This window comes from Arthrobacter sp. YD2 (genome assembly GCF_030410475.1).
In the GTDB taxonomy this organism is placed as follows: Bacteria; Actinomycetota; Actinomycetes; order Actinomycetales; family Micrococcaceae; genus Arthrobacter_B; species Arthrobacter_B zhangbolii.
Window position 1 is genome coordinate 1,122,421 of record NZ_JAUHHB010000001.1, and the last position, 18,336, is coordinate 1,140,756.

General features: G+C 67.6%; 17 protein-coding genes. 8 read left to right on the forward strand and 9 right to left on the reverse strand.

All coding sequences use genetic code 11. The annotated features are described in order from the left end of the window. Positions 1–55: 55 nt before the first annotated feature. On the reverse strand, positions 56–2,008 hold the full coding sequence (locus QWJ37_RS05475; protein ID WP_341482217.1) for a TPM domain-containing protein: 1,953 nt from the start codon (positions 2,006–2,008) through the stop codon (positions 56–58). 470 nt (positions 2,009–2,478) lie between these two features. Here QWJ37_RS05475 and QWJ37_RS05480 point away from each other — a divergent pair, with 470 nt between their 5' ends. The 4 genes from QWJ37_RS05480 to QWJ37_RS05495 all read left to right on the forward strand — a co-directional run bounded on the left by QWJ37_RS05480 (position 2,479) and on the right by QWJ37_RS05495 (position 6,823). Beyond that, positions 2,479–4,026, forward strand: a complete 1,548-nt coding sequence (locus QWJ37_RS05480) for a trypsin-like peptidase domain-containing protein (protein WP_290244557.1) — start codon at positions 2,479–2,481, stop codon at positions 4,024–4,026. 192 nt (positions 4,027–4,218) lie between these two features. Further along, the gene (locus QWJ37_RS05485) at positions 4,219–5,058 is read left to right on the forward strand and encodes an electron transfer flavoprotein subunit beta/FixA family protein (protein ID WP_227929569.1); all 840 of its coding nucleotides are present in this window, start codon (positions 4,219–4,221) and stop codon (positions 5,056–5,058) included. A gap of 66 nt (positions 5,059–5,124) precedes the next feature. Further along, a complete protein-coding gene (locus QWJ37_RS05490) occupies positions 5,125–6,072 on the forward strand; it encodes an electron transfer flavoprotein subunit alpha/FixB family protein (protein WP_290244560.1) in 948 nt (315 codons plus the stop codon). 1 nt (position 6,073) lies between these two features. Beyond that, complete coding sequence (locus QWJ37_RS05495) at positions 6,074–6,823, forward strand: PIG-L deacetylase family protein (protein WP_290244562.1); 750 nt, start codon at positions 6,074–6,076, stop codon at positions 6,821–6,823. A gap of 68 nt (positions 6,824–6,891) precedes the next feature. Here QWJ37_RS05495 and QWJ37_RS05500 read toward each other — a convergent pair whose 3' ends face one another. From QWJ37_RS05500 to QWJ37_RS05510, 3 genes are read right to left on the reverse strand one after another with little or no spacing between them, the layout of a single operon-like run. Continuing rightward, the gene (locus tag QWJ37_RS05500; protein WP_290244564.1) at positions 6,892–7,695 is read right to left on the reverse strand and encodes a class I SAM-dependent methyltransferase; all 804 of its coding nucleotides are present in this window, start codon (positions 7,693–7,695) and stop codon (positions 6,892–6,894) included. Between the two features lie 14 nt (positions 7,696–7,709). Continuing rightward, positions 7,710–8,177 carry a tRNA (cytidine(34)-2'-O)-methyltransferase gene (locus QWJ37_RS05505; protein ID WP_227903539.1) on the reverse strand — a complete coding sequence of 156 codons (468 nt, stop codon included), beginning with the start codon at positions 8,175–8,177 and terminating at the stop codon, positions 7,710–7,712. A gap of 43 nt (positions 8,178–8,220) precedes the next feature. Beyond that, complete coding sequence (locus tag QWJ37_RS05510; RefSeq protein WP_227903538.1) at positions 8,221–9,204, reverse strand: J domain-containing protein; 984 nt, start codon at positions 9,202–9,204, stop codon at positions 8,221–8,223. Positions 9,205–9,407: 203 nt separating this feature from the next. Between QWJ37_RS05510 and QWJ37_RS05515 the strand changes: the two genes are divergently transcribed. From QWJ37_RS05515 to QWJ37_RS05530, 4 genes are all read left to right on the forward strand, one after another. Beyond that, entirely contained in the window at positions 9,408–10,634 is a 1,227-nt protein-coding gene (locus QWJ37_RS05515) for a cysteine desulfurase family protein (RefSeq protein WP_227929573.1), read from the forward strand. Then, complete coding sequence (mnmA, locus tag QWJ37_RS05520; RefSeq protein ID WP_227929574.1) at positions 10,631–11,782, forward strand: tRNA 2-thiouridine(34) synthase MnmA; 1,152 nt, start codon at positions 10,631–10,633, stop codon at positions 11,780–11,782. The genes QWJ37_RS05515 and mnmA overlap by 4 nt, the downstream gene beginning before the upstream one ends. Positions 11,783–11,861: 79 nt before the next feature. Further along, entirely contained in the window at positions 11,862–12,257 is a 396-nt protein-coding gene (locus QWJ37_RS05525) for a chorismate mutase (protein WP_227903527.1), read from the forward strand. Further along, complete coding sequence (locus QWJ37_RS05530; protein WP_290244567.1) at positions 12,241–13,335, forward strand: hypothetical protein; 1,095 nt, start codon at positions 12,241–12,243, stop codon at positions 13,333–13,335. The genes QWJ37_RS05525 and QWJ37_RS05530 overlap by 17 nt, the downstream gene beginning before the upstream one ends. A gap of 12 nt (positions 13,336–13,347) precedes the next feature. Here QWJ37_RS05530 and QWJ37_RS05535 read toward each other — a convergent pair whose 3' ends face one another. The 5 genes from QWJ37_RS05535 to QWJ37_RS05555 are packed head-to-tail and all read right to left on the reverse strand — an operon-like array spanning position 13,348 to position 18,305. Next, positions 13,348–14,028: a DUF4166 domain-containing protein gene (locus QWJ37_RS05535; protein ID WP_290244570.1), complete on the reverse strand. Its 681-nt coding sequence runs from the start codon at positions 14,026–14,028 to the stop codon at positions 13,348–13,350. A gap of 2 nt (positions 14,029–14,030) precedes the next feature. Beyond that, positions 14,031–15,323: a DUF58 domain-containing protein gene (locus QWJ37_RS05540; RefSeq protein ID WP_290244572.1), complete on the reverse strand. Its 1,293-nt coding sequence runs from the start codon at positions 15,321–15,323 to the stop codon at positions 14,031–14,033. Positions 15,324–15,337: 14 nt separating this feature from the next. After that, positions 15,338–16,369, reverse strand: coding sequence for a MoxR family ATPase (locus tag QWJ37_RS05545; RefSeq protein ID WP_227903519.1), 1,032 nt, complete (start codon positions 16,367–16,369; stop codon positions 15,338–15,340). Continuing rightward, positions 16,366–17,646, reverse strand: coding sequence for a DUF4350 domain-containing protein (locus tag QWJ37_RS05550; RefSeq protein ID WP_290244574.1), 1,281 nt, complete (start codon positions 17,644–17,646; stop codon positions 16,366–16,368). Before QWJ37_RS05550 ends, QWJ37_RS05545 begins: the two co-directional genes overlap by 4 nt. Further along, the gene (locus QWJ37_RS05555) at positions 17,643–18,305 is read right to left on the reverse strand and encodes a DUF4129 domain-containing protein (protein ID WP_290244576.1); all 663 of its coding nucleotides are present in this window, start codon (positions 18,303–18,305) and stop codon (positions 17,643–17,645) included. Before QWJ37_RS05555 ends, QWJ37_RS05550 begins: the two co-directional genes overlap by 4 nt. Positions 18,306–18,336 lie beyond the last annotated feature (31 nt).

Below are 18,336 nucleotides of genomic sequence, written 5' to 3' on the forward strand. Positions count from 1 at the left end.
ATGAGACCCGTACGGTACATATTGGTGCACCTTCCCGCGCATCCGCCCGGGTGGATCAGAAGTTGCCTCCCGAGGATCCGAAACCGCCGCCGCCTCCGCCGAAACCGCCGCCGCCTCCTCCGCCGAAGCCGCCGAATCCGCCGCCGCCCCAGCCTCCGCCGTGGGAGCCGCCGCGGAGGATGGAATCAATCAGGATGCCGCCCAGGATGGCACCGCCCATCCCGTTCCCGCGTCCGCCGCCGAAGCCTCCGCCGAATCCGCCGCCACCGAAACCGTCGACATCCTGCTGGGCCATGTCAGCGGCCTGTGCTGCCAGAGCGTTGGCCTGCTGGGCATAGGCCAGGGCACTGACCGGATCGGAGGACTGCATGGCGACAGCCTGCTGCAGGTTGCGCTCGGCCTCAGCCAGGCGGGTGCGTGCCTCACTGCCCACTCCGCCGCGGCGCGCCCTGATGTAGTCAGAGGTGCCGGAGATCTGGGCCTGGGCGGCCATGATGGCGTGCTGGAGGGAGTCCCTTGCCCGGCGCTCCTGCTCCTGCCGGTCGCGGATGCCTTCCAGCGCCGTGTCGAGCTGGGTGTTCGCGGTTTCCAGCCGGCGGAGCAGCTCCACCGGATCATACGGGCCGGACTGCATTGCCTGCTCCACCTCCTCCAGAGCTGCCCGCACGCCGGCCATGGGGCCGGCGAGGCCGGGGGAGGCCCCGGACGCGGAGAATGCATCGGCCTGGGCGAGATCCTGCCGGGCATCGGCCACGGCCCGCTGCAGCTCAGTACGTGCTGCATCCAGCTCCCGGGACCGCTTGTCGATCGCGTCCAGCAGCACATTGGCCTGATGGACGGACTCTTCGGCAGCGCGGACCAGTACCACCGCACCCGAGGTGTCCTGTTCAGCGAGTTTTTCCTCGGCCTCTGCGGCGGTATTGGTGACGAAGGCGAGGCGTTCATTGGCCTGGTCGATGTTGTCACTGACCTGCTGTACCGCCGTCGCCGCGTAGCGCGAGCGCAGCGCGTCCAGAGTGGCGGCGGCAGTACTGAGCCGCGCGGATGCCTGTCCGGCTGACTCGCGGGCGGAAGCCAGCGCGGCCGGCGCGTTCTTCTCCAGTTCCCGCAGGGCGTCGAAGTCCTCTTTATGCGCCTGCAGGGACTCGTTGACCGCTTCGCACCGGCGAATGATTTCCTTCAGCCAGCTCCGCTGCTGTGCTTCGGTGTCGGGGATGTGGTCATCCAGCTGCTGCTGCAGCTTAAAGGACTCGCCCATATGGTTCCGGGCAGCGGCCAGATCCTCCGAGAAGGTCGCGACGGCTTCCTCGCCGTAGGCGGCCATGGCAAAGCCCAGTTCCTGCTCGCTGGACTTGATGGCATCGTCTGCGGCAACCAACAGGCTTCCTGCCCGTTTCCGCAGGTCGGGAACGCTCATGGTGTCCAGCGGGTCCACCGGTGCGGCGGGTCCCTGGCGCCGGCCCGGTTCCAGGTTCCCCGCGTTCTTCTTCCGGCGGTTACGCATCAGCAGGGCAGTGCCCACACCGCCGGCCACCACCAGGCCGCCTACCACCAACGGGGCAATGCCGGAGCCGGAACCGGAGGCCGCAACGTCCCCGTCTCCTCCGCCGGCGATGTCCTCCAGCGATTCTGCCGCGGCCACTGCCGAATCCGCCCATTGGGAGGACGTAATGTTCTGTGAACCCAACAGGGGATCGGTGGCCGCCGCCAGGATGGCATTCCGCCGCTCCTGGTTCAGGACGCTCTGGTCGCCGGTGGAAACCTGGATCTTCCGGTCCGTAGTGGCAATGCTGAGCAGGGCCTCCCTGGCTCCCATGCCCTTGCTCTCCACTACATCCCGGGACCAGGCGACGGGATCTGTCGGGCTGGTAAAGGAGTCCACGTAAACCACGTACAGGGTGTACCCGGTGCTGTCCTGTACATCGGCAATTGCCTGCTTCACCTCTGCGGCGTTGCTCCCCAGCACATCGGCGGGATCCACAACGTATTCTCCCGGCGGGATGGTCACGGGGGATTCCGCCGGAACAGCGGGGGCAGCTGGCAATGATCCGTGAATCGCCAGGGGAGGAACGGTATGCGCCGGTGCCGTGCCGGCGAAAGCCGCCGCCGGAGGCATGACCGCCAGAGCACCCAGGCCTAGAATGGCTGCCAACCTGTACCGTGACCGCATAAATAATCCTTTGGTTGCATCTCGCCCCGGGTTCAGGTCCCAGCAATCGTTGGTACCGATTCTAGGGGCCGCCCTATGCGGCGTCCACCACGTCAGGGCCCCGCCCCTGTCTCCGGACGGTGGCCGCACCCCTGTCTGACCTGCCCGTTTACCGTCCGGAGGTCGAACCTGCTGTCTACCGGACATTCGGGGTTTTCACAGCCGATGTTCAGCATCCATCCTCATATGTCCCAGCAAGCGCTGTCATAGTAGGTACAGAACGTTGTGGCTACACCATGGGTACATCGAACTTCGAAAGGACAGCCCACATGACTGAGCACCACGGGGGAAACGACGGCGCTGCACGCCCGTTGCCGCCCCGCCCGCCGGCACCGCCGTCCTCCGCCGGCTCCGCCCAGAGCGATCCGCAGACCGGGCCGCAGACAGGACCGCTGACCGAGCCGCTGAACGACCCGCTGAACGACCCGGCAGCACATGGTACCGGTGGGAACGCCGGCACGGATGCCACTCAGGCCGCGGAAGCGCACGGCTCATCCCCGCAGGCCCCGTCAGCGCACGGCGCCACCCCTTACGGGCCGCAGACCTTCGGCGAGTCCACCGGCAGCTCGTTCCAGCAGCCCCCGGCTGCTTCGCCGTCGGGACGGTCCACAGCAAAAAAGTTCGGCGCCGGAACCCTGGTCGGGGGAATGCTCCTTGCCGGGCTCGTCGGCGGCGGTGTGGCAGTGGGTGCCAATGCACTGATGGATGACGGGAACGGAACTGCGGGCCAGGCCGGCCAGTCACAGACCGTTGTGGTTAACAATGAAGACAGCGTCAATGCGGTCACTGCGGCAGCGGTAAAGGCCTCCCCGAGCGTCGTGACCATTGAGGTTGCCGCCTCGGGCAGCAGCGGCACGGGCTCCGGAATTGTCCTGGACGATGACGGGCACATCCTCACCAACACCCACGTGGTGACCCTGGGCGGTCTGACCGGTGACCCCGGCATTGAGGTCCAGACGTCCGACGGGCGGGTGCTGCCGGCCACTATCGTGGGCACTGACCCCGTCTCCGACCTTGCGGTCATCAAGGTGGACGGAGCCAACCTGACGCCGGCGTCACTCGGCGACTCGGGAAACCTGAACGTCGGCGACACCGTCATCGCCATCGGCGCCCCGCTGGGGCTGTCCGGCACGGTCACTGACGGTATTGTGTCCACGCTTAACCGGACCATCAGCGTTCAGTCCTCCGCCGCTCCGGAGGGGGAAACGGACAGCTCGGAGGAACCCGAGGATGACGGCTTCGGCTTCCGGTTCGCGCCGCCGGACGGTTCCTCGGAGAACCAGTCCTCAGCGGAGAGCTCGATCTACCTGAACGTGGTGCAGACGGATGCTGCCATCAACCATGGCAACTCCGGCGGTGCCCTCGTGAACACTGACGGGGACGTGATCGGCGTCAACGTGGCCATCGCCTCGGCCGCCTCAGGTACCGCGGGTGAAGACAGCGGGAACATCGGCGTTGGATTTGCCATTCCCATCAGCTACGCGGAACGGGTAGCGGAGGAGATTATCGACAACGGCTCCGCGACGCACGGATACCTCGGGGTTTCCGTGAAGCCGGCCACGGCGTCGAACTCGTCCTCTTCCTTCACGGTGGGTGCCGAAGTAGCCGAAGTGGTTCAGGGGTCACCGGGGGAGAAGGCAGGACTTCGTGCCGGTGACGTGGTGACCTCGGTGAACGGTATCCCGATCACCGATGCCCAGTCCCTGACCGCAGCCATCCGGATGCAGCCTGCCGGCGGTAAGGCCACCGTGGACTACACCCGCGGAGGCAAAGCCTCCAGCACCGAGGTGACCCTCGGGGATTCCGCCAGCCAGTAACCCGGACCGGGTGGACCAGAAGACAGGACGAAGGGCTGCCCCGGACGTATCCGGGGCGGCCCTTCCGCCTGTACCGGGCACAATGGCCTTCCGGGGTGTGATTAGCTTTAAACGCACCGCCCAACGGGCGGGAACGTCGGCAGGAGAACCTCCGGGCCGTCGGGAACTGATCTTCCAACCGGAAAGGCCGGAATGCAGGACTCAGCCAACCGTCCGCTGAATATTGTTGTCTTGGTAAAGCACGTCCCCGACGCGCAGTTCGACCGGCACCTCACCGGCCCCGGCCATACCCTCGACCGCTCGGAGAGCATTCTCTCGGAACTGGATGAATACGCCTTGGAAGCCGCGCTGACCCTGGCCGAGGCCCGCGGCGGTGAGGCAGCCGGAAACCGGGTGACTGCCCTCGCCATGGGGCCCGAAGCCGCCGTCAATGCGGTCAAGAAATCCCTCCAGATCGGCGCCTACACCGGGGTCCACCTGTGCGATGCCGCCCTCGCCGGCTCCGATGCCGCCGGAACGTCCCTGGCGCTGGCCGCCGCCATTGAATCCGTAGCCCGGACCCTGGGCCCGGTGGACCTGGTGATCACCGGCATGTCCTCCACGGACGGCGAAACCGCTCTTGTCCCTGCGCAGCTGGCCGAGCGCCTGCAGCTGGCCCAGGTCACCTTCGCCTCGGAACTTGAGGTCACTGACACGGACGGCACCGCCATGGTGAAGGCACGCCGCGACGGCGACTCCTTTACGGAAACCGTCGAGGCACCCCTGCCCGCACTGGTCTCCGTGACGGATCAGGCCAACGAACCCCGGTACCCGAATTTCAAGGGCATCATGGCAGCGAAGAAAAAGACCATCACGGTCCTCTCCCTCGCAGATATCGGCCTCGAGCCCTCGCAGGTAGGTCTGGAGGGCGCCTGGACGTCGGTTGCGGCATCGGCGCCGCGGCCGCCGCGCGCCCAGGGGACCGTCATCACTGACGACGGTACTGCCGGCGTTCAGCTGGTGGACTACCTCGCGGCGCAGAAACTCATCTAGCGCACCCGATCATTTCTAACCGGCGCCGGTCACGCGCCACCGTCCACGTCCCAAAGGAGCGCATTCATGGCGTCCGTTCTGGTTTTTCTAGATGTCCCCGATCTACCCCTGCCCCGTGCCGCCCGTGAACTGCTGACCTTGGCCGGCAGCATAGGAGAGCCGGTGGTCGCCGCGGCCCGCCGCCCGGACCCGGAGCTTCTTGCCGCTTTCGCCTCCTATGGTGCGGGCAAGGTTTACGAACCCGCCGGAGAACTGGACGGCGTCCTGGTGGCTGCCAAGACCGGTTTCCTGGCGGCCGCAGCAACGGCTGAACAGCCGGCGGCCATTCTGCTGGGCAACTCCTTTGAAGACCGCGAGATTGCCGGACGTACCGGCATCAAGCTCAGTTCAGGAGTTGTCACCGATGCGGTGGCGGTTGCCCCGGACCTGGCCGTGACCAAATCCGTCCTCGCCGGTTCCTACACCTCCACCTGCCGCGTGCAGAGCGGCACGCCCATCATCACGGTCAAGGCCAACAGCATCGAGCCGGCACCGGAACAGGAAGGCGCCCCGGCTCCGGAACTGGTCGAGCTGCCGGTGCCCGAACCCGGTCCTGCCGCGCGCGTGACAAGCCGCACCGGCAAACGCGTCAGCGGGCGCCCGGAACTTTCCGAAGCCCGGGTGATTGTTGCGGGCGGACGCGGCGTGGAAGGAAACTTCGGGCCGGTGGAGGAACTGGCGGATCTGCTCGGCGGCGCCGTGGGTGCCTCCCGCGCCGCCACCGATGCAGGCTGGATCGAGCACTCGGCGCAGGTGGGCCAGACCGGCAAGACGGTGTCCCCGCAGCTGTACATTTCCGTGGGCATCTCCGGTGCCATCCAGCAGAAGGCCGGCATGCAGACCGCCAAGGTCATTGTCGCCGTGAACAAGGACGCCGACGCGCCCGTGTTCGAAATTGCGGATTTCGGTGTCGTCGGGGACCTGTTCTCCGTGCTGCCCCAGGCCGCCGAAGAGATCCGGAAGCGCAGGTCCTAGGATGGCGTCTGCGTCCGTCTCCACGCCGGCCCGGGTCCTGGCCTTCGCTGCCCATCCGGATGACATCGACTTCGGTGCTGCCGGCACTGTGGCCCGCTGGGCACGCGACGGCGCCGACATCACCTACTGCATCATGACCTCCGGCGACGCCGGCGGGTTCGATCCGTCGGACCGCTCCAATGTGAGCGGGCTGCGCCGTGACGAACAACGGGAAGCGGCCCGGCAGGTCGGTGCCCGGGACGTCGTGTTCCTGGGCGAGCGGGACGGCTACCTGGAGGTTAACCATGCGGTCATTGCCCGGGCGGTGGAACTGATCCGCCGGGTCCGGCCGGACGTGGTTCTGTCGATGCATCCGGAACGGAACTGGGACAGGCTGCAGGCCAGCCATCCGGACCACCTCGCCTGCGGCGAGATCGTGACCCGTGCCGTCTATCCGGCCGCGGAAAACCCCTTTGCCTATCCCGAACTAGCGGAGCAGGGCCTCGAGGCGTACAAAGTGCCGTGGCTGTGGTTCTACGGTGCTCCCCGCGAACGCGAAAACACTGCCGTGGACGTCACCGGGACGGTGGACGCGAAGCTTGCCGCGATCCGGGTCCATGCCAGCCAGCACCCGGATATTGACGGCATGGACGCCACCGTCCGCCGGCTCCTGCAGGAGAACGCCCAACGGCATCACCTGCCCGAGGGCTCCAGTGCAGAGGTTTTCCACGCTGTTGGCGTGAACACAGAGCAAACCATCGCCGGTTTTTGACCGCCGGCTCGGCCCCGTCCGGGACGCCGGCTACCGGCATCCGGCCCGGACGGGTGGACAGCTAATGGCTAGGGACGGACGCCGGTGGCGATCAGTGTGTCGGTGTTGAGCTCGAAATCATCGCCGAGCTCGGCCAGGAATGCCTGGCGTACCCGTTCCACGGCCGCCGGATCAGCGGGCAGCAGCGTCCGGTAGGTGCTGCCCAGCACCAGCGACCAAGCCAGGGAACCGCTGAGCTGCACCCGGCCCGGGGTGGGCGCCACAGTGACATCCTGCAGCCCCAGCCCCTGCAGCCAGGCCGTGAGCTTTTCCACCGAGTCCAGCCGGCTGAGGTTCTCAACGGCGGGATGGGCGGCGGTTTCAGCCAGGTCCGGACGCTCCAGCCGGCATGCCTTCCACAGCAGTTCGTTGAACTGCGCTGCAGCGCCTTCCTGCCAGGTGCTGAGGGCAAAGCGTCCTCCGCTGCGGAGCGAGGAGACCAGGCCGGCAGCGGCGGCGTCCATGTCCGGGAGCAGGAACACCGCATAGGCGCACAGCACTGCGTCATAGGGGGCCTCTGCTGCCCACTCGGTAACATCCGCCTTCGCCAGCTGCACGCTGTTGAGTGAGAGGGTGTCTGCCTTGGCCTGGGCCAGGGCCAGCAGTTCCCCGCTGAGATCCACCCCGTGCACCTCGCCGTCCGGTCCGGCAAACTGTGCCGCCGGGATGGTGGTGGCTCCGCTGCCGCAGCAGGCATCCAGGACCCGGTCACCCAGGGCTATGTCTGCGGCCGCCACCAGGGCGTTGCCCATCGGATTCCACAGCGACGGGGCGAGGCGTTCGAAGTCGGCTGCGCCGTCGTCGTAAGTGGCCCCGAGCGGGTGTTCAGACATGGGTGGATCCTTCGCTAGAGCTGGGCGCCGGCGAAGCCGTGCTGGCGCCAGGCTTCGTAAACGGCAATGGAGGCGGAGTTGGCAAGGTTGAGCGAACGCAGCGACGGAAGCATGGGAAGCCGCACGCGGGCGGTGACATGCGGGTCCTCCTTGACCTCCGCCGGCAGCCCGACAGACTCGCGGCCGAACATCAGGACGTCACCGGCACGGTACTCGATATCGGTATAGGAGGTATCGCCGTCGGACGTAAACGCGAAAACGCGTTCCGGCTGCAGCGCATCCCAGGCGTCCTGCAACGTCTTGTGCACATGGAGCACGGCGAGGTCGTGGTAATCCAGGCCCGCCCGGCGCAGCTTGGAATCCTCCAGGCTGAAGCCCAATGGCTCCACCAGGTGCAGCTCGGCGCCCGTGATGGCGGCAAGACGGATGGCGTTCCCGGTGTTGCCCGGGATTTCAGGGGTATGGAAAAGGATGCGGAACACAGCTATATCCTATGCCCGCGCACCCGGGCCGGGCCGCATCCGGTCAGCGCGACGAGGCGTCGATGAGCGGTGCCAGCACCGGCAGCTGGACAACGCTGGGTGTGGGCCCCTCGGCGAAGAAGCGGCGCAGCTCACGGACCAGCCCGCCGGGGTTGGCCACGTGCAGGGTGGCGGGCGCGGAGCGGCTGAGGGAGGGCGGATAGTCAATGATCGGTTCAAACGGGTTACCGTTCGGGCTGTGGAGGACCAGCCAGCCTGCAACATTGCAGTCCGGGAAGCGTGACTGCAGTGTACGGACAGCGTCGGCAAGGCGGAGGGTGGAAACTTCCCGCCCGCGGTGCTGCAGGTGCCTGCCGTCCCACCGGTAGTTGCCCGGGGATGCCATCAAAGACCCGAGCACGGCCATGCGGTAGCCGCCCAGCAGTACGTGCCCGACGTCGAGGTTGCCTCCGCCCGGGCCGGCGTCCGGGATGTGGAGGCCGTTGACCAGGCGTGCTGCCGGGTATTCGTCGAGCAGTTCCCGGTCCAGCAGCCGAATAGTGCGGTTCTCGGCATCAAACCGTCCGGCGGCGGCACCGAACCGGGACAGTAAACCGGGACGGCGGGGGGACCCGTGGACCTGCTGGCCGGCCAGTGTTAGGGGAATCAGGGGCGGGTTGCGCGGGGAGAAGTCCGGGACAAAAACGGGCGGGGTGTCCAGATCCGCAGCAGGGGTCCTCCCGGCGGTGTTTCCGGCCGCAGCACGGCGTGCTGCGGGGTTCGCCGGTCCGGGGGTACCGCCCGCGGGGCGGCCGGCACTGCCGCTGCCACTGCCTCCGCTGCCGATCGTCCGGTCATAGGATTCCTTCTGCCCCGGATCGGACAGGACGCGGTAGGCGTTCGTCACGCGGTGGAACCGCTCGCCGTCTCCGCCGTGGTCCGGATGGGTTTCCCGTGCCGCCTTCCGGTATGCCGATTTGATCTCCGCAGCTGATGCCGCTGGAGTCAGTCCCAGGACCTCATAGAGTGTCGGGCCTGACGGGCTCACGGCGGTTCCTTTCGGGCGGGGATGCTCGGGCGGGGCTAAGTGGAGCAATTCTACCGACTGTCCGGATTCCTGCAGCGCATCCGGTGCAGATCGCAGGGGAGCCCGGTTGGGGGAAGAGCGGCGGGACGGCCAAGTGCCGGATGATCAGGAAAGTCTCAGCCGCCCGAATCGGCAGGAGCCGCCATGACGGTTAGAATTGGCTGGTGCCCGTGTATCTAGATCACGCGGCGACCACGCCGATCTCGGCTTCGGCCCTCGCCGCACTCACCACAGAACTCAGCCGCAGCGGCAACCCCTCGTCGCTGCACGGTTCGGGCCGCCGCGCCCGGATGGTCGTGGAGGAATCCCGCGAGATCCTTGCCGCTGCCGCCGGCTGCCACTCCTCGGAGATCATTTTCACCTCCGGCGGCACGGAGGCGGACAACCTGGCGGTCAAGGGACTGTACTGGACCCGCCGGGATGCCGATCCCCGGCGCACCCGGATCCTGGTCTCCGGCGTTGAGCACCATGCCGTGCTGGACACCGTTGAGTGGCTGGAAAAGCATGAGGGCGCTGTTCCCGTGTGGATTCCGGTGGACAGCGACGGGGTGATCTCCCTGGACGCGGTCCGCCGTGAACTTGAAGCCAACGCGGATTCCACCGCCCTGCTGACGGCCATGTGGGCGAACAACGAGGTCGGGACGGTCCAGGACGTGCGTGCCCTGGCGTCGCTCGCCCACGAATTCGGTGTTCCGGTGCATTCGGACGCCGTGCAGGCCTTCGGCGCCCTGCCGGTGGATTTCCGGGCTGCCGGCCTGGACACGATGGCGATCAGTGCCCACAAGATCGGGGGACCGGTAGGCGTGGGCGCACTGGTTGTGGGGCGCGCCGTGAAACTCACTCCGGTCCTGCACGGGGGAGGGCAGGAACGCGACATCCGTTCCGGCACGCTGGACGCGGCAGGCATCGCGGCGTTTGCCGCCGCCGCGCGGGAGGCCGTGGAGCACCTGACCGATGAGGCAGAGCGGCTGCGTACCCTGCGGGACTACCTGATCACCGGCGTCGAACGGGCCATCCCGGCCGCCGTCCTGCGCGGGGCGCGCGACGGCGACGGCGAGGGCCGCCGCCTGCCCGGCAACGCCCACTTCACCTTTCCGGGATGCGAAGGGGATTCGCTGCTTTTCCTGCTGGACCTGGCGGGCGTTGAATCCTCCACCGGCTCGGCCTGCACCGCCGGTGTGCCCCGGCCGTCGCACGTTCTGCTGGCCATGGGACTGAGTGAAACCGAGGCCCGCGGAGCGCAGCGGTTCAGCCTCGGGCATACAACCACGGCTGAAGACGTTGACACGTTACTGCAGGTACTGCCCGAAGCGTATGAACGGGCAAAGAAGGCCGGCATGGCCGGACACGTAAGCAGCATCCAGACAGCAGGAACAGGTTTTATTTCATGAAGGTTTTGGCAGCAATGAGCGGCGGAGTGGACTCCGCCGTGGCAGCGGCGCGGGCAGTCGAGGCAGGGCACGACGTCGTCGGCGTCCACCTCGCGCTGTCCCGGATGCCCGGGACCCTGCGCACCGGCAGCCGCGGCTGCTGCACCATCGAGGACTCCCGTGACGCGTGGCGTGCCTGCGACATCCTGGGTATTCCGTACTACGTGTGGGACTTCTCGGAGCGGTTCAAGGAAGACGTGGTGGATGACTTCGTCGCGGAATACGCAGCCGGCCGCACACCGAACCCGTGCATGCGTTGCAACGAACGGATCAAGTTCGCCGCACTGCTGGAAAAGGCGCTGGCCCTGGGCTTTGACGCGGTCTGCACCGGTCACTACGCCAAGGTCCTGACCAATGCGGACGGCAACCCGGAACTGCACCGTGCCGCCGACTGGGCGAAGGACCAGTCCTACGTGCTCGGCGTGCTGACCGAAGAGCAGCTGCGCCACTGCATGTTCCCGCTGGCTGAAACCCCGTCCAAGGCCGAGGTTCGGGCTGAAGCGGAGCGCCGTGGCCTGTCGGTGGCCAACAAGCCGGACAGCCATGACATCTGCTTCATTCCCGACGGCGACACCCGCGGCTGGCTTGAAGAGCGCATCGAAATGAGCGAGGGCGACATTGTGGACGAGACGGGCGCAAAGCTCGGCACCCACCCCGGCGCCAATGCCTACACCGTGGGCCAGCGCCGCGGCCTGAAGCTGGGCACCCCGGCCTCCGACGGCAAGCCGCGCTTTGTGCTGGAAATCCGGCCCAAGGAAAACAAGGTCATTGTCGGACCGGAGCAGCTGCTGAACATCGACCAGATGCGCGGCATCAAGATTTCCTGGGCCGGCCGGCCCATCGCCGAAATCGGCAACCGGTCCACCTTCGACTGCATGGTCCAGGTCCGTGCACACGGGGATCCCGTCGCGGCCACCGGCTGGATGGAAGACACCACGGACAGTGAAACCGGAACCGCCCGCGAGGAGCTGGTGGTCCGGCTCACCGAACCGATGCGCGGGGTGGCCCCCGGCCAGTCGATGGTGCTGTACCAGGGCACGCGCGTGCTGGGCCAGGCCACGATCGACTCCGCACGCTCCCTGGAATGGAACCCGGCAGCCGTCTCCTGACAGGTTCCGGTGCGGCCGGTCCGGAGAGGGCAGCGTAACCTGCTCCGGCCGGGGCGCCGCTACACCCTAAACTGGACGAATGAGCCAGACAGGACCTATGAGCAATTCTTCGGACGATGAGTTCGATCCGCGCGCAAGTTCCCTCTCCGGGAAGGTTGCCGATGACGTGATGGCGGAACTGCTTGCCATGCGCAGCAGCATCGATAACATCGACGCCACCCTGGTCTATCTGCTTGCGGAGCGGTTCAAGGCCACGCAGCGGGTGGGCCACCTGAAGGCTGAGCACAACCTTCCTCCGGCTGATCCCGGCCGTGAGGTGGCGCAGATAGCGCGCCTGCGCCGGCTGGCCGAGGACGCGCACCTGGACCCCGCCTTTGCCGAGAAGTTCCTGAACTTCATCATCCGTGAGGTCATCCGGCACCATCAGGCCATCTCCCAGACCCGCAACGGCGGAACAGATGCCGCAGCATCCTGACCCGGCCGGGCCTGCTGCCCGCCCGGAGGCGATGAGCGGCACGGTGACAGCGACGGCCCTGGGCAGCTGGCCCGGAAACGACCCGGTGGAATCCAGCCGGGTGATCCGCGGCGAACTGGGTGCCCCGCACCTTCCCTTCCTGGCTGAACTCCCGCAGCGCGGTCCCGGAGCAGATCCCGTGGGACGCAGCGCCTCCCTGCTGGTGGACATTTTCGTGGACACCCAGCCGCACGGCTGGCGGCTGGTCGAACGGCCCGGCAAGGACCACAGGAGGGCAGTGTCGCTGCTCAACCAGGACATCAACGCCCTGGCCGACGTCGCCGGGGAACACCCGGGCGGGGACCTGAAGATTTCCCTGCGCGGACCGCTCTCGCTCGCCGCCAACCTGTACCTGCACAACGGCGAGCGGGCGCTTTCCGACGCCGGAGCCCGCCGGGACCTGCTCCAGTCACTCGTCGCCGGGGTGGGATCCTATATTTCCCGCGCTGCATCATCGGTTCCCGGAGCACAGATCACCGTCCAGGTGGATGAACCGGAAATAGCCGCGGTGCTGGGCGGCGGCATTCCCACCGCCTCCGGATACCGCACGCTGCGCTCCGTGCCGTCATCGGAGGTCTCCGCCGCCTGGGAACAGATGTGCTCAGCAATAACAGCCGCCGGAGCGGACACGGTGTTCGCCCTGCCCCGGGCGGACGCGTCCGGTCCGCTGCGCAAGGGCACCAAATCACCGTTCGAACTGGCCCGGCAGGCCGGGGCGCAGGGCGTCGCGCTGGCGGCCGACTCCCTGACCGCCCGCGACTGGGAGGGCATCGCCGAGGCAGTGGAAGATGGAGACCGGGTGTGGCTGGGTATCCTGCCGCTTCCGCGTGAGGGCGGTGAACTGCCCCAGGTCACCCGGCTGGTGGAGAGTGTCCTGCGCCCGTGGAACAAGCTTGGACTTCCGGCCGCGAGCCTGCCCGCGCTCCGCCTGACCCCCGCCTCCGGCCTTGCCGATGTGTCGCCGGAAACAGCCCGCAGGGTCCTCACCCGGCTGACCGGAACAGCTGCCGCACTGGATCAGGTGGTCGCCGAGGGCTAGACCCGGTACCCCCTAGACCCGGTGCTCCCACCTGTCCGGTTCGACGTCGCCGGGCAGGACGCCGTCGAACGGGCGGAGGGCGTAGTGAAACATGCCGTCGTATTCGAAAACGGTACCCAGCTGGCGTTGGATCACCTGTGTGCGGATCCGGAAGGATCCGGCAGCCTCATCCCACCACTGCTCAACGTGCGCGTCGGCCGCGGCAAAGCCGGGCAGCGGCAGCCGCAGCGGGCCCAGGAAAAGCCGGCTGGCCGGGGAATTCATCCGCAGATGCCCCTCCTCCGTGACCTGCAGGACCAGGTTCGTGGCCAGATTCCGCTGCCTGCCCAGATAGTCCGTCAGGACGCCGGGTGCAGTGAGCACCGTTGTGTCTTCGAAAATCCGTGGTCCCGCCGGGAATCCGAAGGAGCGCACCGCCGTGAGTGCCTGACGTCCCCAGGGATCACGGTGCGGGTAGTTGCGGATGGTGAACGGAACCTCGGTTCCGTAGTCAGGGAAGAAGGCGTTGGAGACCGGAACCAGCCGCAGCAGGGGCCGCAGCCACGGACGCGGACATCCGGCCCGGGCGAAGATGCCGCTGCCCTCTCCGTATCGGCCGGCCCCCTCGCCGGGATCGAAGTAGTCCTGCAGCTCAGGCTGCAACCGGGCATAGTCTGCGCCCAGGACCTGCCGGTAAATGGACGCGGATGCCATGGCTAGAGCCTTCCTGCTGCCTTGAGCCGGATATACATGTCGGCGAGTTTGGGGGCCAGTTCGTGCGGCGGTTCGTCCACTACCTCGGCGCCCATGGCGCGCAGCTGCTCGGTCACCGCTGCCCGGTCCAGGAGGGCACGCTCGGCTGCTGCGGCGCGGAACACCGCCGGGGTGCTGCCACCGGCGGTGCGCAGATCATTCAGGCCGGGGTCGCGGACCGAGGCCACAACAACCACGTGTTTCTCCAAAAGCCGGGGGAGGACGGGGACCAGGCCTTCCTCCACTGCGCCGGAATCCAGGGAGGTGATCAGGACCACCAGGGACCGGCGCGCCGTCACGGCGTGCACGGCCCCGGGAAGAAGCGAGAAGTCCGCTTCGATAAGCTCCGGTTCCAGGGGAACGGCGGCGTTGACCAGCCTGCTGAGCAGATTGCCTTTGCCGCCGGAATCCACGCGGGCGCGGACCCTGCGGTCAAAGGCGAGGAAATCCACCCGGTCCCCTCCGCCGGCAGCGAGCACACCCAGCAGCAGCGTGGCCTCAATCCCCGTGTCCAGCCGTGGCTCATCATCTATCCGGGCCGCGGAGGTCCGGGAGGTGTCCAGAAGGATGACTACCCTCCGGTCCCGTTCCGGACGCCAGGTCCGCACCACGGTGTCGCGGCGGCGGGCGGTAGCTCGCCAGTCAATGGAACGTACGTCATCGCCCCGGACGTATTCACGCAGCGAATCAAACTCGGTACCTGCGCCGCGCAGCTGCACGGAGGCGTTTCCATCCAGTTCACGCAGGCGGCGCAGCTTGGACGGCAAATGCCGTTTGGCGTAAAACGGCGGGAGCACCCTGATCTCACCGGGCAGGCTGAGGGACCGTTGCCGGGCGGCCAGGCCCAGGGGACCGAAACTGCGCACGCCAATGTACCCGCTGCGCAGGACGCCGCGGCGGGAGGGTTCCAAATCGACGGCCATCCTGCGCGCCTCACCTGCGGGGACGGTGAGGCGCTGTTCGGGGTTGCGGGCCCCGGCGGAGGGCTGCCAGCAGTCGCGGATTACCGCATGCAGCGCCCTGCCGCTGCCGTTACGCACCACCAGCGCGCTGAGGGCGGACTCGGTCAGGCGCACACTGTCCGGTAGCTGCCGCTGGACCTGCAGCTTCTTGGGGGACACTGCCAGCAGCAGGTCGGCTGCCGCCGCCGCAGTCAGGAATGCCAGCCACAGCAGGAAGGCAGCGGCGCCGGGGTACAGCACCACCGCAACGGTTCCCAGGGCCGCCAGGAGGACGAACCGGCCGGAGACAGCCATGCGCGCGGCCCCGGCTACCGGGGGACCGGGACGGTGGAGAGGATGCTTCCCAGCACGTGGTCAGCATTGACCCCGTCCATCTGCGCCTCGGGGCGCAGGGACACACGGTGCCGCAGGGCGGGAAGCGTCAGCGCCTTTACATCATCGGGCGTCACGAAGCTCCGGCCCGATAGCCAGGCCCACGCGCGGGAGGTATTCAGCAGCGCCGTGGCGCCGCGGGGTGAGACCCCGAGCTGGAACGACGGCGCCGAACGGGTAGCCCGGACAATGTCCACAATGTAGGCCAGCACCTCCGGGGCAACGGATACTTCGGATACAGCCTTGCGGGCCAGCTCCAGGTCGCGTGCCGAGGCCACTGCCCGGACACCGGCAGCGGCAAGGTCGCGGGGATCGAAGCCGCTGCTGTGCCGGCGGATCACTTCAATCTCGTCGTCCCTGCCGGGCAGATCCAGCGTCATTTTCAGCAGGAACCGGTCCAGCTGGGCTTCCGGAAGGGGATAGGTTCCCTCGTACTCCACCGGGTTCTGCGTGGCAGCGACAATAAAGGGCTCGGGCAGCCTGCGGGTGGCGCCGTCAACGGTGACCTGGCGTTCCTCCATGGCTTCGAGCAGGGATGCCTGGGTTTTGGGCGGCGTCCGGTTGATCTCGTCGGCGAGCAGGATATTGGTGAAGACGGGGCCTTCCCGGAAGGAGAATTCCGAGGAACGGCCGTCATAAATCAGCGAACCGGTGACGTCGCCGGGCATCAGGTCCGGGGTGAACTGGACCCGTTTGGTGTCCAGGTCAAGGGCGGCGGAGAGGGTGCGGACCAACAGTGTTTTCGCCACGCCGGGGACGCCTTCCAACAGCACGTGTCCCTTGGCGAGCAGCGCGATGATCAGCCCGGTGACAGCGGCGTCCTGTCCCACCACCGCCTTGGCAACTTCCTGCCGCACCTGTGTCAGCGCGGCGCGGACCGGGTCCTCTCCCGGCGGAAGCGGAGGTGCCGGTGCCGTACCGTCAGCCGCTCCGGGCGGCACGGGGTAGGTATCGAACTGCTGGCTCATGATGAAGTGGCTTCTTCCTCTAGGTCGTGCAGGTCCTGTGCCCAGCGGACCAATTCGGATCCGGTGCCGGGCCTTTGCTGGTTGAGAAGTATGTCGGTTTCCGCGTAGCTGCGGCCGGTCGCTTCGGCTGTGGCGCGGGTTACGGCCTCGGTGCCGGCTCCCGGTCCCAGCCGCAGGTGGGCAGCCAGCCGCGTCATGGCCGCGGCCCGCAGTGTGGCGGCGGCGTGGTCCACTGCCTGGCTGTCCTGGTAGAGGCGGGCCCGCCCCTCAGCCGTTTCGGCAGACCGGACGACTACCGGCAGGGGCTCCTCCGCCAGCGGACCGAGCCGCCGGCCGCGCCAGAAACCGGCAAGCGCCGTTACGAGCACAAGCCAGAGCATCAGCGGGCCGACCCATGCCGGCAGATAGGCGAAGGGGTCCGCAGGCTGGTCCGTGACGGGGATATCGGCCGGAACGGCCCGGTACCACACCAGCGTTTCGTCCGGACCCAGGGTCCGCAGCGCCAGGGCGGCGTTGCCCTCTGATGCCAGCGCTTTGTTGGCGATAAGGTCCGGGCTGCCCAGCACAACCGTGGAGCCGTCACGGGTGGCGGCGTAGGAGCCGGCAGTTTCACCGGCGTCGGATTCACCGCCTTCCGTGAACGGAAAACAGGTCACCGGACCGCGGTAGGTCCGGCCACCGGTGGCGACGCTGCCTGCAGCGAGTGCATCCTCGTTCCGGCACCCGGACTCAAGGATGTGATGCCCGGGATCGGCGGGCAGGAGCCCGGCCTGGCGGATGTCCGGGGCGATGGCTGCGAGCTGCGCGAACGTGGGGGCAACCAATACTGTCCGGCCTGCGGCGTCCGCGAGCTCCTCCATCTGGCTGTTGTCCAGGAACCCGTTGGGGTCAAGGTAGAGCAGTGTGGCGCCGGGATGTTCCTCCAGCGCAGTCTGTGCTTCGTCAATGTCCTGCGGCTGCAGTACCTCCACGCCCTGGCCGGAGAGGATCTGCGCAGCGGCCATCCCGCCGTCGGGTGCCGGATTATCCGGTGAGAGCGCAACTCCGTCCGCGTCCGTACGGCCCCACAGGGAAAGCGCCACCATGCCGCAGAGCAGAAGGATGAGGAGAATGACGACACGGTGCTGCCGGAACCAGCCCGCAGCCCTGCGCAGGGGAGTGCGGTGCCCTGCAGCTTCGCGCTGATCCGGCACCGGCTGATCCGGCACCGGCTGAGCCGGGGCGCTGCCGGTGCCGTCCGGCCCGGGGGAAGCATCCTGCACGGGGGATGTGCTCATCGGGGTACCGCCATTCCGGGCAGGGAAGCGGAATCCGCCATGGCCGGCCGGGTGTGCATCAGGGTGGAATCCAGTTCAACGGCGCGCTGGTAGTCCGAGGCGCGGGCTGCCTTGTCCCCGTAGAGAATCTCATCGAAGCGATGACCAAGCCATGCGATGTCGGTCCCGGAACCCGGGAAAGCACCGCTGAGGCTGGCGGCGGCTTCAGCCGCTGTCCGCGCCGGACGCACCTCGAAAATGACGCGCTCCTCCGCGGAACGGACCATGGCGCGGAAACGCTCCGCAACGGCTGTATCCCAGCGCTGTTCCGACGCTGCTTCGTCGGCGCGTGCCCGGTGGTCGTTCGCAGTTTCCACCAGATCCGAGCCGAACACTTCGGACGTCTTCTTCTTTTTTGCCTTTGCATTAAGCCGCGGACGGACCACCAGCACCAGGACCGCGATCAGGACGACGGCGGTCGCCGCGAGAATCAGGACCCCGGGGCCGGTGCCGAGCCCGCCCAACCCGTTCAGCACGTCGCCGAGCCAGTCGAGCACGGACTGGAGTACACGCTCCGCCAGGCCGGGCTTCGCCTCTTCATAGATCCGTCCGGCCAGCTCCTCGCGCGCCCAGTCACGGGCCTGGTCCGCGTCCGGCTCAACGGGAACGTCTCCCGGCAACCGGACAGGTAACCGTTCGAGAGGAAAACCG

What these genes read in the sequence shown, in the direction of transcription:
- QWJ37_RS05550 (WP_290244574.1), bottom strand. Translation starts at nt 17,646, where the DNA reads ATGAGCACATCCCCCGTGCAGGATGCTTCCCCCGGGCCGGACGGCACC.
- QWJ37_RS05525 (WP_227903527.1), top strand. Translation starts at nt 11,862, where the DNA reads ATGAGCCAGACAGGACCTATGAGCAATTCTTCGGACGATGAGTTCGAT.
- QWJ37_RS05500 (WP_290244564.1), bottom strand. Translation starts at nt 7,695, where the DNA reads ATGTCTGAACACCCGCTCGGGGCCACTTACGACGACGGCGCAGCCGAC.
- QWJ37_RS05495 (WP_290244562.1), top strand. Translation starts at nt 6,074, where the DNA reads ATGGCGTCTGCGTCCGTCTCCACGCCGGCCCGGGTCCTGGCCTTCGCT.
- QWJ37_RS05485 (WP_227929569.1), top strand. Translation starts at nt 4,219, where the DNA reads ATGCAGGACTCAGCCAACCGTCCGCTGAATATTGTTGTCTTGGTAAAG.
- QWJ37_RS05490 (WP_290244560.1), top strand. Translation starts at nt 5,125, where the DNA reads ATGGCGTCCGTTCTGGTTTTTCTAGATGTCCCCGATCTACCCCTGCCC.
- QWJ37_RS05535 (WP_290244570.1), bottom strand. Translation starts at nt 14,028, where the DNA reads ATGGCATCCGCGTCCATTTACCGGCAGGTCCTGGGCGCAGACTATGCC.
- mnmA (WP_227929574.1), top strand. Translation starts at nt 10,631, where the DNA reads ATGAAGGTTTTGGCAGCAATGAGCGGCGGAGTGGACTCCGCCGTGGCA.
- QWJ37_RS05480 (WP_290244557.1), top strand. Translation starts at nt 2,479, where the DNA reads ATGACTGAGCACCACGGGGGAAACGACGGCGCTGCACGCCCGTTGCCG.
- QWJ37_RS05530 (WP_290244567.1), top strand. Translation starts at nt 12,241, where the DNA reads ATGCCGCAGCATCCTGACCCGGCCGGGCCTGCTGCCCGCCCGGAGGCG.
- QWJ37_RS05545 (WP_227903519.1), bottom strand. Translation starts at nt 16,369, where the DNA reads ATGAGCCAGCAGTTCGATACCTACCCCGTGCCGCCCGGAGCGGCTGAC.
- QWJ37_RS05540 (WP_290244572.1), bottom strand. Translation starts at nt 15,323, where the DNA reads ATGGCTGTCTCCGGCCGGTTCGTCCTCCTGGCGGCCCTGGGAACCGTT.